Genomic DNA, 14186 nt, shown 5'->3' on the forward strand with positions numbered 1-14186 from the left:
ACTGAAAGTCTAAAAGGCAATAAGGACCCATATGCCACAAGCCGCAACACTGGAGATCAAGGATCTCTCCAAGCAATACCAGGTCAAGGGCGAGCCATTGCCCGTGCTTGAACACATCGACCTCACCATCCAGCCGGGTGAGTTCGTCAGCATCGTCGGCTCCAGCGGCTGCGGGAAATCCACGCTGCTGCGGCTAATCATCGGGCTGGAGGAGGACTACCAAGGAGAGATCCTGCTGGATGGCAACCGTATCCTTGGCACCAGCCTGGACCGCGGCATCGTGTTCCAGGAACACCGGCTGTTCCCCTGGCTGACTGTCGAGCAAAACATCAGCTTGGGCTTGCTCAACGCCAAGATTCCGGAATCCGACAAGCGCAGCTCGGTGCAGGAGCATATCGAACTGGTCGGGCTCAAGGGCTTCGAGACCGCCTATCCCTACCAGCTCTCGGGCGGCATGTCGCAGCGCGTGGCGATCGCGCGCGCGCTGGTCAACCGGCCTGAAGTGCTGCTGCTGGACGAGCCGTTTGGCGCGCTCGATGCGTTGACCCGGGCCTACCTGCAACAGGAGCTGCAGCGCATCTGGGAGCTGGAGGGCATTACGGCGATCCTGGTGACGCACGACGTCGAAGAGGCTGTCTACCTGGGCGACCGGGTGGTGGTGATGCAGCCGCGCCCCGGGCGCATCAAGCGCATTGTCGACGTACCGCTGCTGCGCCCGCGGGACCGGGGAAGCTATACCTTCTCGGCGATCAAGGAAGACGTGATGAGTGAGTTTGCCGACTCGCCGGCGGAAAAGCTGCTGACGGCCGCGCTGCCGGAGCCGGTGTTGTCCGACTGGAAATTCGCCTGGTAAGCCGAACGACGAAAAGGAAGGACCTCGCAATGTCGAAACTGTTGAAGCTGCTTGCCACCCGCTATGGCGAGAAAAAGGTGGACGGGGTAAGCAATACGCCTGCGGTAGAGGCGCTCAACCCGGTGCTGGAGACCATATTGGCGCATCGCTCGGTGCGCGCGTTCCTGCCAGAGACGTTGCCCGCCGGCACGCTGGAGCTATTGATCGGCGCGGCCCAGTCCGCGCCCAGTTCGTCGAACCTGCAGACGTGGAGCGTGATTGCGATCGGGGACGAGGGCCGGCGCCGCCGCCTGTCCGCGCTGGCCGGGAACCAGGCCCAGGTCCGCGAGGCGCCGCTGGTGCTGGCCTGGCTGGCTGACCTGTCGCGCCTGCGCGGTATCGCCGATCACCGGGATGAGCAGGCCGAGGGCTTGCGCTACCTGGATACCTTCCTGATGGCGGTGATCGATGCCGCGTTGGCCGCGCAGAACGTGGTGACCGCGGCCGAGTCGCTCGGTCTGGGCACGGTATATATCGGCGCGCTGCGCAACCAGCCCGAAGCGGTGGCGCGCGAGCTGAACACCGGCACCAGCGTGTTCCCCGTGTTCGGACTTTGCATCGGCTTTCCCGACCTAGCCAGGCCTGCGGCGGTCAAGCCGCGGCTGTCGCAACGCACCGTGCTGTACCGCGAGCAATACACGCCGGCGTCCGCGCGCGAGGAGGTTGCCGCCTACGACGAAGTCATGAAAGCCTTCTATGGCTCGCAGCAACTGCCACCGGACGCTTGGAGCGCCCATTCGGTGGCACGCCTGCGCGGCCCGGACAGCCTGAAAGGCCGCGATCGCCTGCGCGAGGCGCTGGCCGGCCAGGGCTTCGAGCTGCTATAGCGGCGGCCAACGGGGGGAGGAGACATCTTGAGCCTGGAATTCACTTGGCATGTGCCGTCGCACGGCAGCGCAGCCTTGCACTACAGAGATGCGGCATACCTGATCAACGTCGCCAGGGCGGCGGAGTATGCCGGCTTTCACGGTATACAGCTGGCGACGGGGCCGGGCGGCCTGGAGCCTTCGCTGGCGGCTGCCTTGCTGGCGCGCCATACCGCGCGGCTGCGCTTCCTGGTGGCCTGCCGGCCGGGCTCGGTGCAGCCGGCCGTGGCGGCGCAAAGCACGCAGACCTTGCAATCGATCTCCGGCAACCGGCTCTTGCTCAATGTGGTCACCGGCGGCAGCCAGGCCGAGCGCCGCGCCTACGGCGACCTGCTCGAGCACGAGGACCGTCACCAGCGCACGCATGAGTTCCTGCAGGTGCTGCGGCATACGTGGAAGGGCCGGGCGGTCTTTGCCGGGCAATTGCACTTCCACGGGTCTTATTTCCGTGTCGAGAACGCCGGCCTGCTCAAGCCGCTGCGTAACCCGCCACCCATCTACCTGGGCGGGGGCTCGGCCCAGGCGGAGCAGCTCGCGGCCGAGCTGGGTGACGTGCACTTGCGCTGGAACGAATCCCCCGCGCAGGCCGGCGAGCGCATCCGCCGGCTGCGCGAGCTGGCAGCCGGGTTCGGGCGCAGCCTGCGTTTCGCTTATGGCGTGCATGTTATCGCGCGGGAGACCGAACGGCAGGCCGCGGACGACGCCGCGCGCGCCCGGCGCGCGCCAGGCACTGCTCTGGTGGGATCCTACAAGCAGGTCGCGCAGCGGCTGGAAGCGCTGCACGCACTGGGGCTGGATAGCTTCGTGCTTTCCGCAGAGCCGGAGCTCCAGGAGCTGCTTCGCCTTGGGGAGGAAGTCTTGCCATTGCTGCGCAAAAGGCCGCTCGCGACGCCGCAGGCCCCGCTTGCCGTATGAACTGTTCACCAGGAAAGCGATTCCCATGAGCATCGAATTCAACTGGTTCCTGCCCACCAGCGGTGACGGCAGGCACCTCGTCAATACCGGGGTGCGCAGCGTACGGCACGGCTCGCGCGGCACGCGCTCGCCCGATATCGACTACCTGGCCAGCGTGGCGCGCACCGCAGAGTACGCCGGCTTCAATGCGGTCATGCTGCCGACCGGCCTGACCGCAGAAGACGGCTGGCTGGTGACGGCTGCGCTGGCGCACGAGACCTCGCGGCTGAAGTTCCTGGTGTCGTTCCGGCCGGGGCTAGAGCTGCCCGTGCACCTGGCCCAGAAGGCGGCCACGCTGCAGGTGCTCAGCAACCAGCGACTGTTGTTGCAGGCGGTGGCTGGCGGCAGCAGCACCGAGCAGCGTTCGCTGGGCGATTTTCTTGGCCATGACGCGCGTTATGAGCGCGCGGGAGAATACCTGCAGGTTTTGCGTGGCGCCTTTGGCGGCGCCGGGCAGGTCCACGGAGGCAAGTACTACGTGGTGGACGGCGAGGCACTGGCTGGGACGCTGGCGGGGCTGCCCCCGATCTATTTCGGCGGCGCGTCGGACGCGGCCGAGCGCACCGGCGCCGAACACGCGGATGTGTACCTGATGTGGGGCGAGACGCCGCCAATGCTGGGCGAGCGGCTGGCGCGCACCAATGCGCTGGCGGCGCGCCACGGCCGCACCTTGCGCTATGGATTGCGCATCCATGTGATTGCCCGCGAGACGGAGCAGCTGGCGTGGAGCGAGGCCGAACGCCTGCTCGGCGAGGTGCCGCCGGAACTGATCGACGTCGCGCAGCGGCAGTTGACGGAATCCGAGTCGGTCGGGCAGGCGCGCATGCGCAGCCTGCATCCCGGGCGCGCCGTGAGCCGGGCACGCGACCTGGAAATCTATCCGAACATCTGGTCCGGCGTGGGGCTGGTGCGGGGCGGCGCCGGCACGGCGCTGATCGGCTCCTACCGGCAGGTGGCGCAACGGATCGAAGAGTACATCTCGCTTGGCATTGGCAGCTTTATCTTTTCCGGCTATCCGAACCTGGAAGAAGCGTTGCTGGTGGGGCAAGAGGTGGTGCCGCTGGTGGGGCACGCATGAAGCTGCGCGCGGCCCAGGGGGCCGCGCCAGGACTGATCACGAAGCGGAAGGAAACAAGGCAAATGGAATATCGCAGACTGGGGCGCGCCGGGCTGAAGGTGAGCGCGTTGTCGCTGGGCGCATGGGTGACCTACGGTGGCCAGGTGGGGGTGGGCGAAGCGGTGGAGATCCTTGCCGCCGCGCGGGATCACGGCATCAACTTCCTGGACAACGCCGAGAGCTATGCCCAAGGCAAGGCGGAAAGCGTGATGGGAGACGCATTGCGTGAGCTGCGCTGGGCCCGCGAGAACTTCGTCATCACCACCAAATTCTATGGCGGCCTCAACGACGGCCCCAACCAGCGGCGTACGCTCAACCGCAAATACCTGCTGGGCGCGATCGACGGCTCGCTGGCCAGACTTGGCCTGGACTACGTTGACGTGGCCTATGCGCACCGTCCGGACCCGGACACTCCGATCGAGGAAACCGTCTGGGCCTTCCACGACATCATCGCGCGCGGCAAGGCCCTCTACTGGGGGACGTCCGAGTGGGACGCCGATTCGATCCGCGCCGCCTGGGAATTTGCCGATCGCGCGCACCTGCACAAGCCGGTCACCGAGCAGCCGCAGTACAACCTGCTGGCGCGCAGGCGCGTCGAGCAGGAATACGCACGGCTCTACGCGGACATCGGCCTCGGGCTGACCACCTGGAGCCCGCTTGCCGGTGGCGTGCTGACGGGCAAGTACACGGACGGAATTGCACCGGACAGCCGCGCCGCGCTGAACAGCAACGAACGCCTGCGCGAACGCATCGGCGATGCGCGCGTGCGGCAGGCGGTGGGGCAACTGGCGGGCATCGCCCGCATGCTGGACGCCACGCCGGGGCAACTGGCGCTGGCCTGGGCCTTGCGCAACCCGCACGTTTCCACTGTTATCACCGGGGCTTCGCAGGTGCAACAACTGCGCGACAACCTCGGCGCACTTACGCTGCTGCCGCGGCTTGACAGCGAGATCGCACAGCGCCTGGAAGGGCTGTTTGCCGGGCTGGAGGCATGAGGGCGCGCCCGCTGGCCGAGGCTGCCATGTCATCGCGCCGCTGGCTTGTGGGCCTGCTGGCCGGGGCCGCGACGGTGTTTGCCATGGCAGGCGCCGCCGCCGGGCCGGCACCTGCGCGCATACAGGCCGCCGGCTTTAGCGTGGCGGCGCCGGTCGGTGCAGGCTGGAAGGTAGTCCGGCAACGGCGGGACGCCATTGTCTTCGTCGATAACGCCGCCGCCGCGCGCGTCGGCGCGGACGGCGAGCCCTACGCGGTGCTGGCCGGGACCGTGGTGGTGGATACGGGCAAGCCGCTTCCGGCGGTGGAGCCGGAGGCGGCGCTGCTCGAATGGGCGCGGGACTTGCTGGTGGCGCGCCTGGCCGACCATGGCCACGATCTTGCCGGGCTGGAGGCCCAGGTCGCCAGCCTGGGCGGGGCGCGTTGCGTCCAGTACCGCGCAACCCAGGTCGACCGCTTCGCACCGGACTCGGTCGCGCCGCGCTTCGAGGTTTCCCATCAGGGCTATCTCTGCGTGCCAGCCGGCGGCGCGGCGCCGGTGCAGGCCTTCGTCACCGAGCGTTACCTGCGCGCGCGCGGGGCCCCTGCACTGCGCGCGCCGGTGGAGGAGGGGCTTGCCGCGATTCGCTCGCTCACCTTCGCCCAGCCCTGAGGCACGAGGCCGAGGCACGAGCTACCTCGGCCCCTCTTTCCTACATAGTCTCCATATCATCACACCACGACCATGTCTTCCTCGCCGACGTTCCAGCGTGCGCCGGGCACCCCCGACCTGCCGGCCACGCCCTTTCGCTTTATCTGTCACTTTGTGGCGCGCTACCGCTATTGGTACGCGATGATGCTGTTGTTCGAGGGGCTCGCCGCCGGCAGCGGCATTCTGATTCCCTATGCGCTGGCGCGCATCATCAAGGAGGTGACCACCGCGTCGGGCCACTCCATGGCCCTGGTGGCGGCGTTGCAGCAACCGCTGCTGCTGTTCGTGGCGTTCTCGCTGGGCGAGGTGGTGTTCGGGCGCCTGGCTGGGGCCATCCAGATCCGGCTGGGCCCGCGCCAGCGCCAGAATGTCACGCGCGAGATCTATCACTACCTGCAGCACCACTCGCACCGCTACATCAGCAACAACTTCGCGGGTTCGCTCGCGCACCGCATCAGCGAAGCCTCGCAGGGTGTCACGCAGACCCTGTGGGCCATCATCACGGATTTCTGGCCCATCGCCATCGTCTTCACCGTATCGATCGCGCTGCTGTACAGGGCCCATGCACAACTGGGGTTGTTTGTGGCGGCCTGGGCGGTGGTGTTCGTCGGCTGTTCCTACTGGCTCGCCACGCGCTGCCAACCGTATGCCTTCAAGGCCTCGTCGGCGCGCAGCGAAACCACCGGCAAGGTGGTCGACTCGGTCAGCAACCTGACCAGCGTCAAGCTGTTTGCCCGCCTCGGTTTCGAGCGTGACCACCTGGAGCAATACCTGACCAGGGAGATGACGGCGATTCGTAAATCCAACGGCTACTCGGAGCGGGTACGCTGGTTTCAGTTCTCGGCCGCGGCTGCGCTCAAGATCGGCGTGCTGTACTACGCGCTGAGGCTGTGGGGGCAGGGAGAGATCGGCGTCGGCGAGTTCGTGATGGCGGTGAGCCTGTCCCTGCTGATCATCAATGAAGCACGCAACCTCAGCCGGCGTTTTCTGGAGTTCTTCGAGTACATCGGCAACGTGGCCAACGGCGTGGCCACCGTCGTGCAGCCACACGAACTGGTCGATGCGCCAGGCGCGCGCGCCGTGCCGTTGCGAAGCGGCAGCATCGCCTTTCGCGACGTGGACTTTGCCTACGCCGACGGCAAGCAGGTGTTCCGGCAAATGAACCTGTCGATTCCGTCGGGGCAGCGGGTGGGCCTGGTCGGTTTTTCCGGCTCGGGCAAGTCGACCTTCACCAGCCTGGTGTTGCGGCTGTTCGATCCGCAGCGTGGCCAGATCCTGATCGACGGCATCGATATCCGTGATCTGACGCAGGATTCCCTGCATGCGCAGCTCAGCCTGATCCCGCAGGATCCCAGCCTGTTTCACCGCTCGCTGCGCGAGAACGTCCGCTTCGGGCGCATTGAAGCGACGGATGCCGAGGTGGAGGCGGCGGCGCGTGCGGCCCATGCGCACGACTTCATCATGCAGATGAGCGAGGGCTATGACGCGATGGTGGGCGAGCGCGGCGTCAAGCTGTCGGGCGGGCAGCGCCAGCGTATTGCGATTGCCCGGGTGATCCTCAAGAACGCGCCGGTGCTGATCCTGGATGAAGCCACCTCCAGTCTGGACTCCATCACCGAGAAGGCGATACAGGACACGCTCGACGACGTCATGGTCGGAAAGACCGTGATCGTGGTGGCGCACCGGCTTTCCACCATCGCGCACCTGGATCGTATCCTGGTGTTTGATGCCGGGCGCATTATCGAGGACGGTGCCCATGCGGAGTTGCTGCAGCGGCGCGGCGCGTACTTTGCACTGTGGAGCAAGCAGGCGGGTGGGTTCTTGCCGGAGGATGTGGATGGTGAACGGGTGCGAGAGGATCGCAACCCGCCCGCGGCACGGCCTGGTCCGGTGGTGCTGCCGGAGCCGCGGTCGGTCGATGAGGATGTGCGGGATGGGTTGCGGGCTGGTCGGGAGGATGTGCTGCCTGGTGTGGCGTGAGGTGGGGCGGCAACTGCTCGCTTTGGAGCAGCCTTGTCCCGGCGCTGCTGCGCCAGCAGCAGCCCGAGGGGCACCATCCGGCGCCGCGCGGGTCAGGACGGCTGGCATAGAGCTTGCCAGTCAAGGCAGGGGCGGAGAAGCGTAAGCACTGGCCCAAGCCAGCCACCAACTGCCTGTTATCGATCAAGGGAAAACGCAAAGCATGACCATCGCAGCCATCAACGTTCGCAATCAGTTCCGAGGCCGCATCTCGCACATCATCGAAGGACCGGTCGTTTCGGCGGTCGACGTCGAGACGCCGGGCGGCATCGTAACCTCGGTCATTACCACCAGCTCGGTGCGCGACCTGGGCTTGGCCGTGGGGACGGAAGTCATCGCCTTGGTGAAGGCGACCGAAGTTTCCCTCGCGACCCTGTAGGGCAATCCGGCATGCAACATGACCCAGTTCATTGAAGGCATTGACGAGAAACGAACATGAGCGAGAAGCAGATCAATCTCCCCACCCAGGACGGCGAACTGGACGCCTGGGTATTCCAGCCTGAATGCGAGGGCACCTGGCCGGCCGTCATTCTCCATACCGACATACGCGGCGTGCGCCCGGTCTTCATCGAAAAAGGCCGGAAACTGGCCGCGCAAGGCTATGTGGTGGTGTTGCCGAATCTCTACTACCGCACGGAGCGGGCGCCCGTCGTCGATGCCGCGCTGGCGCCTGGCACAGATGCCGCCAAGGCGCGCTATGCGGCATTGCGCGCCAGCTTGAGCGCGCAGGGGTTGCAGCGCGATCACGCCGCGCTGCTGGCCTGGCTCGGCGCCCACCCGCGCGTGGCGGGCGAGGCGGTGGGCATCGCCGGCTATTGCCTGAGCGGAGCCATCGCGCTGCATGCGGCGGCGGACTATCCCGCGCGCATCGCCGCCGTTGCGTCCTTCCATGGCGGCAATCTCGCCACCACGGCAGCGGACAGCCCGCATCTGCGGGCCGATGCCATCCGCGCGCGCCTTCATTTCGGCCACGCGCAGGATGACGCCTCCATGCCCGAGGCCGATATCGTCCGCCTGGAGGCAGCGCTGGCCGTGGCCAGCGTGGAGCACAGCGCCACCCGCTACCCGGCCAGACACGGCTTTGCCGTGGCGGACAACCCGGCCCACCAGGCCGAGTCCGAAGCCCGGCACTGGCAGGAACTGCTCGGCCTGTTCGAGGCGACGCTGAAGGTCGCCGCCTGACGTCGGCGGCAGCCGGGCTGCCGCTAGTGCGATCAAGGCGCCAGCGGCTTGCCATTGGCGTCGAACTGCGGCCAGGCCTTTTCCAGCTTCAATTCCTTGAGCGCCGCATCCAGATAGGCTGACGCAATCCACTGCGCAACCTCGAAATTCTTGCGGATCAGCCGGAAGCGGTAAGCATCGGCCACCGCGTCCTTGAGCCGCGCCACCAGGAAGGGATCGAAGCGCGGCGACAGCCTTACCGCGAGCGGTGTGCCTTCGAACTCCTCGCGCCAGACGGACGCTGGCGTGCCGCCCAGTGACCAGATCCTGAACACTTCCTCGCGGTTCGCATCGTCGGAGGCCCACAGCGCCGCGCGGGCGAGCGCCTTGACGGTGCGCTGGGTGAGCTTCGGGTATTTGTCGGCAAACGTCTCGGTGACCAGCATCACCGACTGGCCGGTAAAGGTCGGTGCCACCTTCGTCGAGTACACCACGCGCGCCACGCCCTGGTCCCGCAGCTTGAGCAGCGCAGCCCCGCCGAACAGGCCGTCGATGTCCTGGTTGACCAGGGCCGCCTGCGCCGAGCCGGTATCCAGGTTGACGGCGCGGATGTCACGCTCGTTCATGCCATTGGCTTCCAGGATGCGGTTCACCGGTAGCTGCGTCATGGTGCCCTTGCCGAAGGCGATGCGCTTGCCGCGGATATCCGCCACCGAGCGCACCGTGGATTGCGGCGGCACCAGCAGGTAGGCATTGGTGCGGCTGCCCAGGATCAGCAGCACGCGAGTCTTGAGACCATTGGCGCGGCCGATGATGGAAGGCAGGTCGCCCTGCAGGGCGAAGTCGAGCTGGTGATTGGTAAGCGCCTCGTTGACAGCTGAGCCGGTGCCCTTGAAGAAGTACCAGTCGATCTTGATGCCGTCGGCGAGGAACTCCTCCTCGATCAGGCCGCGCACGTTGGCGATGGCCATGGCGCTGCCCGAGGACAGCCGTGGCGGGTTGCCGGACGGGGCATTGGCAATGCCGATGCGTATGACTTGGGGCGACTGCGCCAGCGCGGCGATGGCGAATACAAACAGGGCGAACGCAACCGAGGCGGACAAACGGCGAGGGGTGGGCAGGAGGCGCATGGGAAGGTCTCGTTAAATCGGGCCTGAGGCGCAAGTCGCATGCCACCGTCAATGGCGTGCAAGACCGCGAGATCCGGCACCCGGCGTGTTGCTGGCGCACCAGTTGCGGCACCTGACTGCTGCGAGCGCAGCAACACTGGTGATGCAATCACGCCACAAGCGCGGAGGAAGTCGCGCCGGACGCGTGGCACGCATCGTGCATTTTCCCCGGCAAGCAAGGCTAAACCACGGGAGCAAGGCATGGGCACGAACGGATCGGAAGGACCGGCGGCGGCGCAGCCGGCGGATGTGCTGGTGATCGGCGGCGGGCCGGCAGGATGTTGGGCCGCATGGCGCGCGGCCAGGCAGGGCGCGCGCGTGGTGCTGGCGGACAAGGGGTATGTGGGCACATCCGGCGCCACCGCACCCTCCGGCACCGGCGTCTGGTACATCCCCCCGGAGCCCGAGGCGCGGGCGGCGGCCATCCGCGAGCGCGATGCGCTGGGCGGGCACCTGGCCGATCATGGGTGGAGCGCGCGGGTACTCGACCAGACCTACCAAAACCTGAACCTGGTGGCCGAATGGGGCTATCCCTTCCCGGTCGACGAAGACGGCAAGCAGCAGCGGCGCTCGCTGCAGGGGCCGGAGTATATGCGCTTGATGCGGCGGGTCGTGCGCGAGGCCGGCGTGAAGATCTTCGACCAGAGCCCCGCCACCGAACTGCTGCTCGATGACGATGGCCGCGTTGCGGGCGCGCGCGGCACGCGGCGGCAGCCGGAAGGCGCCTGGACGGTACGCGCCGGCGCCGTGGTTATCGCCACCGGTGGTTGCGCCTTCCTGAGCAAGGCGCTCGGCTGCAACGTGCTGACCGGCGACGGCCAGCTGATGGCGGCCGAGGCGGGCGCGGAATTGTCGGGCATGGAGTTTTCGAATGCTTATGGACTGGGGCCGGCCTTTTCGTCGGTGACCAAGTCTGCGTTCTATCGCTGGGCCACGTTCCGGCACCGGGACGGCACCGAGATACCCGGCGCGGGCGGGCGCAGCCGCAGCCCCATCGCGCGCTTGCTGCAGCAGGGCCGGCCGGTCTACGCAATCCTCGACAAGGCAACCGATGAAGACCGCCGGCTGGCACGCTTCGCACAGCCAAACTTCTTCCTCTCGTTCGATCGCATCGGGCTGGATCCATTCACCCAGCTATTCCCGGTGACGCTGCGACTGGAAGGCACCGTGCGCGGCACCGGCGGCTTGCGCATCGTCGACCACGGCTGCGGCACGACCGTGCCAGGCCTGTTTGCGGCCGGCGACGCGGCCACGCGGGAACTGATCTGCGGCGGCTTTACGGGGGGCGGCAGCCGCAATGCGGCGTGGGCGACTTCGTCGGGGTATTGGGCCGGCGAGTCCGCCGCGGCCTTCGCGCTTGGCCTGGGCGCGAACGCGGCGGGGCGGCCGGTGCGCGGGGCGGCCGCGGAGCGCTTGCGTGGGCGTGGAGAACCCGTCGATGCGGTGGCGCTGATCCGCGCGGTGCAGGACGAAGTGTTCCCCTACGCGCGCAACTACTTCCGCGACGAGGACGGGCTGCGCGGCGCGCTGGCGCGGCTGGATGCCCGCTGGGATGCGTTGCGCGGCGCCGCCGCGCCCGGGCCGAGCGCGACGGCGCGCACGCGCGAAGCCGTGGCGATGCTGGCGAACGCGCGCTGGATGTACCGCAGCGCATTGTTCCGCACCGAGACGCGCGGCATGCACAAGCGCACGGATTTCGCCGGCCAGGACGCGGCGCAGCAGCACTTCGTATTCAGCGGCGGCCTGGATGAGGTATGGGTGCGCCCACAGCGGGCCGCCTGGCATGCCACGCGACCCGCGCCGCAGGCACAGCTGCTGGAGCTGGCGGCATGATCGAGCTCGTCAGCCAGGATCGCTGTGTCGGCTGCGATCTCTGCGTCAAGATCTGCCCGACCAATGTGTTCGACGCGGTGCCGGGCGAGAACCCGGTGATCGCCCGGCAGCAGGATTGCCAGACCTGCTTTATGTGCGAGGCCTATTGCCCGGTGGATGCGCTCTATGTGGCGCCGTTCGCCGACGAGCGCAAGGCGGTGGACGAACGGGAACTGGCCGGCGCCGCCCTGCTTGGCAGCTACCGGCAGTCCATCGGCTGGACGCCGGGCACGCGGCGCGACCATGACCAGAGCTATAAGCTGCTGCGCGGGTGAGGCCGGCGCAGCGTCCCTGGACTTCCACTGTCAGCCTATGCAACTTCCCTGTCCTCCGTTACGCATTTCCGTGGTCGGCCCCGCGGGGGCCGGCAAGTCCGCGCTTGGCATGGCGATCGCGCAGGCGCTCGGGGAAGGGCGCGTGGGGCGTGTGCCGACCGATTACTTCTTCCTGCCCCGGCCGCCTGGCATGACCCTGCGCACCTTCCTGACGAGGCCGCTGGACTACGACTGGGGACTGATCGACCGGCTGCTGGCGTACCGGCCCGGCAGCCCGGCGTCGACGCCGGATGTGGACCTCACCAGCTTTATTCGCCGCAGCGATAGCGGCGGCCTGCGCTTCGCTATCCGCCCGGCCATGTTGTTCGATGCCATGCGGCCGCATCCTCGCTCCGATCTGCTGATCCGCGTCGACGCCCCGGCCGCGCTTCGGCGCGAGCGTATTGCCATGCGCGACCGCCAGTGGGGTACCAATATGCTGGGGCGCTGGCCACACCTGCAGGCAACCTGGCTGGACGCTTGCCGCTGCGCACGGCTGCGCTGGCAATCGCCGGACCTGCTGCTGGACGGCCGCGATGCGTTGCAGGACAACGTGCTCGAGGTGGTCGCGTTGCTACACGAGAGACAGCTGCTGCGTTGAGCGCTGCTCGCCGCGCAGCAGCAAATCCGCCGTCGCCACGGCAGCACGCGGCCCCGGAGGATGGCATGGAGTTTGCGCTTTGGGATGGTCGCCGCGCCCCACGCGTGGTGCCGATCAACCCGCCAGACCATCCCTAGCGAGTATTCCCATGAGCGAACGTCAACTCAAACTCGGCGCCTTTATCCAGGCTACCGGCCACCATATCGCCGCCTGGCGTCATCCCGGCTCACAGGCGGATTCCGGGACCAATATCGACCACTACCAAGAGGTAGCCCGGACCGCCGAGCGCGGCAAGTTCGACCTGGTCTTCCTGGCCGACAGCGTCGGCGTGGTGGAGCGCGGCGACGACGAGGCGAGCAGCCGCTATGGCCGCATCGCGCATTTCGAGCCGGTCACGCTGTTCGCCTCGCTGTCCGCAGTGACCCGGCATATCGGTTTTGTCGCTACCGCCTCCACCACCTACGAAGAGCCCTACCTGCTGGCGCGCAAGTTCGCTTCGCTGGACCACATCTCCAAGGGCCGCGCCGCCTGGAACGTGGTGACCACCGGCAACGAGAATGCCGCCGGCAACTTCGGCAAGGAAGAGCACCCGGCCCATCCGCTGCGCTACGAGCGCGCCGAGGAATTCCTCGACGTGGTCAAGGGCCTGTGGGACAGCTTCGAGGACGACGCCTTCCTGCGCGACAAGCAGAGTGGTGTCTATTTCGACAACGGCAAGCTGCACACGCTCAACCACAAGGGCAAGCACTTCTCGGTCAAGGGGCCGCTCAATATCTCGCGTCCGCCGCAGGGCTATCCGGTGGTGGTGCAGGCGGGCGCGTCGGACGCCGGCCGCGAGCTGGCCGCGCGTACCGCAGAGGTGATCTTTACCGCGTGGCAGACGCTGGAAGAAGCGCAGAAGTTCTACCGGGACGTCAAAGGGCGGCTGGCAAAGTACGGCCGCCATGCCGACGAGCTGAAGATTATGCCGGGGATCTCGCCGGTGATCGGCCGCACGCAGGAGGAAGCGGAGGAGAAGTACGCCGCCTTGCAGGGGCTGATCCATCCGTCGGTCGGCTTCGGTATCCTGTCGCGCTACTTCCCCGGCGTGGACCTGAGCCAGTACGACCTGGACGGCCCGCCGCCGCCGTTCGCCCAAAGCACCAATGGCAATACCAGCCGCCTGGCCCTCGTCACGGAACTGGCGCAGCGCGAAAAGCTCTCGCTCAGGCAGTTGTACGAGCACCTGGCTGGCGCGCGCGGCCACCGCGTGGTGGTGGGGTCGCCCGAGCGGATCGCGGACGAGATCGAATCCTGGTTCCGCAACGAGGGCGCGGACGGATTCAACGTCATGCCGCCGGTACTGCCCGAATCGCTGAACGACTTCGTCGACCTGGTGGTGCCGGAGCTGCAGCGCCGTGGCTTGTTCCGTACCGAGTACGAGGGCCGCACGCTGCGCGAGAACCTTGGCCTGACGCGGCCCGCCAACATCTTCGCGTTGCGGCGCGAGGCCGCGGCCGCCTCGGCCGCCTGAGCTAGCGTGCCTGCCCGTCCAGGT

14 protein-coding genes are annotated in these 14186 nt (G+C 67.4%); 13 read left to right on the forward strand and 1 reads right to left on the reverse strand.

Annotated elements, in window-relative coordinates:
• Positions 1-31: 31 nt before the first annotated feature.
• The 9 genes from ACX12D_RS36095 to ACX12D_RS36135 all read left to right on the forward strand — a co-directional run bounded on the left by ACX12D_RS36095 (position 32) and on the right by ACX12D_RS36135 (position 8714).
• Entirely contained in the window at positions 32-853 is an 822-nt protein-coding gene (locus ACX12D_RS36095; protein ID WP_459376632.1) for an ABC transporter ATP-binding protein, read from the forward strand.
• Between the two features lie 29 nt (positions 854-882).
• Complete coding sequence (locus tag ACX12D_RS36100) at positions 883-1719, forward strand: NADPH-dependent oxidoreductase (protein WP_459376633.1); 837 nt, start codon at positions 883-885, stop codon at positions 1717-1719.
• Between the two features lie 27 nt (positions 1720-1746).
• Positions 1747-2673: an LLM class flavin-dependent oxidoreductase gene (locus tag ACX12D_RS36105; RefSeq protein ID WP_459376634.1), complete on the forward strand. Its 927-nt coding sequence runs from the start codon at positions 1747-1749 to the stop codon at positions 2671-2673.
• A gap of 25 nt (positions 2674-2698) precedes the next feature.
• Positions 2699-3790 carry an LLM class flavin-dependent oxidoreductase gene (locus ACX12D_RS36110; protein WP_459376635.1) on the forward strand — a complete coding sequence of 364 codons (1092 nt, stop codon included), beginning with the start codon at positions 2699-2701 and terminating at the stop codon, positions 3788-3790.
• 62 nt (positions 3791-3852) lie between these two features.
• The gene (locus ACX12D_RS36115) at positions 3853-4824 is read left to right on the forward strand and encodes an aldo/keto reductase (RefSeq protein ID WP_459376636.1); all 972 of its coding nucleotides are present in this window, start codon (positions 3853-3855) and stop codon (positions 4822-4824) included.
• A 26-nt stretch (positions 4825-4850) separates the two neighbouring features.
• On the forward strand, positions 4851-5474 hold the full coding sequence (locus tag ACX12D_RS36120; RefSeq protein WP_459376637.1) for a hypothetical protein: 624 nt from the start codon (positions 4851-4853) through the stop codon (positions 5472-5474).
• Positions 5475-5546: 72 nt separating this feature from the next.
• Positions 5547-7493, forward strand: a complete 1947-nt coding sequence (locus ACX12D_RS36125; protein WP_459376638.1) for an ABC transporter ATP-binding protein — start codon at positions 5547-5549, stop codon at positions 7491-7493.
• A gap of 202 nt (positions 7494-7695) precedes the next feature.
• Positions 7696-7911, forward strand: a complete 216-nt coding sequence (locus ACX12D_RS36130) for a TOBE domain-containing protein (protein WP_459376639.1) — start codon at positions 7696-7698, stop codon at positions 7909-7911.
• A 56-nt stretch (positions 7912-7967) separates the two neighbouring features.
• Positions 7968-8714, forward strand: a complete 747-nt coding sequence (locus ACX12D_RS36135) for a dienelactone hydrolase family protein (protein WP_459376640.1) — start codon at positions 7968-7970, stop codon at positions 8712-8714.
• A 32-nt stretch (positions 8715-8746) separates the two neighbouring features.
• Here ACX12D_RS36135 and ACX12D_RS36140 read toward each other — a convergent pair whose 3' ends face one another.
• Positions 8747-9823 (reverse strand): ABC transporter substrate-binding protein, encoded by a 1077-nt coding sequence (locus tag ACX12D_RS36140; RefSeq protein ID WP_459376641.1) that lies wholly within the window; start codon positions 9821-9823, stop codon positions 8747-8749.
• A 240-nt stretch (positions 9824-10063) separates the two neighbouring features.
• Between ACX12D_RS36140 and ACX12D_RS36145 the strand changes: the two genes are divergently transcribed.
• The 4 genes from ACX12D_RS36145 (at position 10064) to ACX12D_RS36160 (ending at position 14162) form a co-directional block, all read left to right on the forward strand.
• Positions 10064-11695, forward strand: coding sequence for an FAD-dependent oxidoreductase (locus ACX12D_RS36145; protein WP_459376642.1), 1632 nt, complete (start codon positions 10064-10066; stop codon positions 11693-11695).
• Positions 11692-12009 carry a 4Fe-4S binding protein gene (locus ACX12D_RS36150; protein ID WP_459376643.1) on the forward strand — a complete coding sequence of 106 codons (318 nt, stop codon included), beginning with the start codon at positions 11692-11694 and terminating at the stop codon, positions 12007-12009. The genes ACX12D_RS36145 and ACX12D_RS36150 overlap by 4 nt, the downstream gene beginning before the upstream one ends.
• Before the next feature lie 109 nt (positions 12010-12118).
• Positions 12119-12649 carry a hypothetical protein gene (locus ACX12D_RS36155; protein WP_459376644.1) on the forward strand — a complete coding sequence of 177 codons (531 nt, stop codon included), beginning with the start codon at positions 12119-12121 and terminating at the stop codon, positions 12647-12649.
• A gap of 148 nt (positions 12650-12797) precedes the next feature.
• The gene (locus tag ACX12D_RS36160; RefSeq protein WP_459376645.1) at positions 12798-14162 is read left to right on the forward strand and encodes an LLM class flavin-dependent oxidoreductase; all 1365 of its coding nucleotides are present in this window, start codon (positions 12798-12800) and stop codon (positions 14160-14162) included.
• Positions 14163-14186: the final 24 nt, after the last annotated feature.

Source organism: Cupriavidus sp. PET2-C1, from assembly GCF_054515855.1.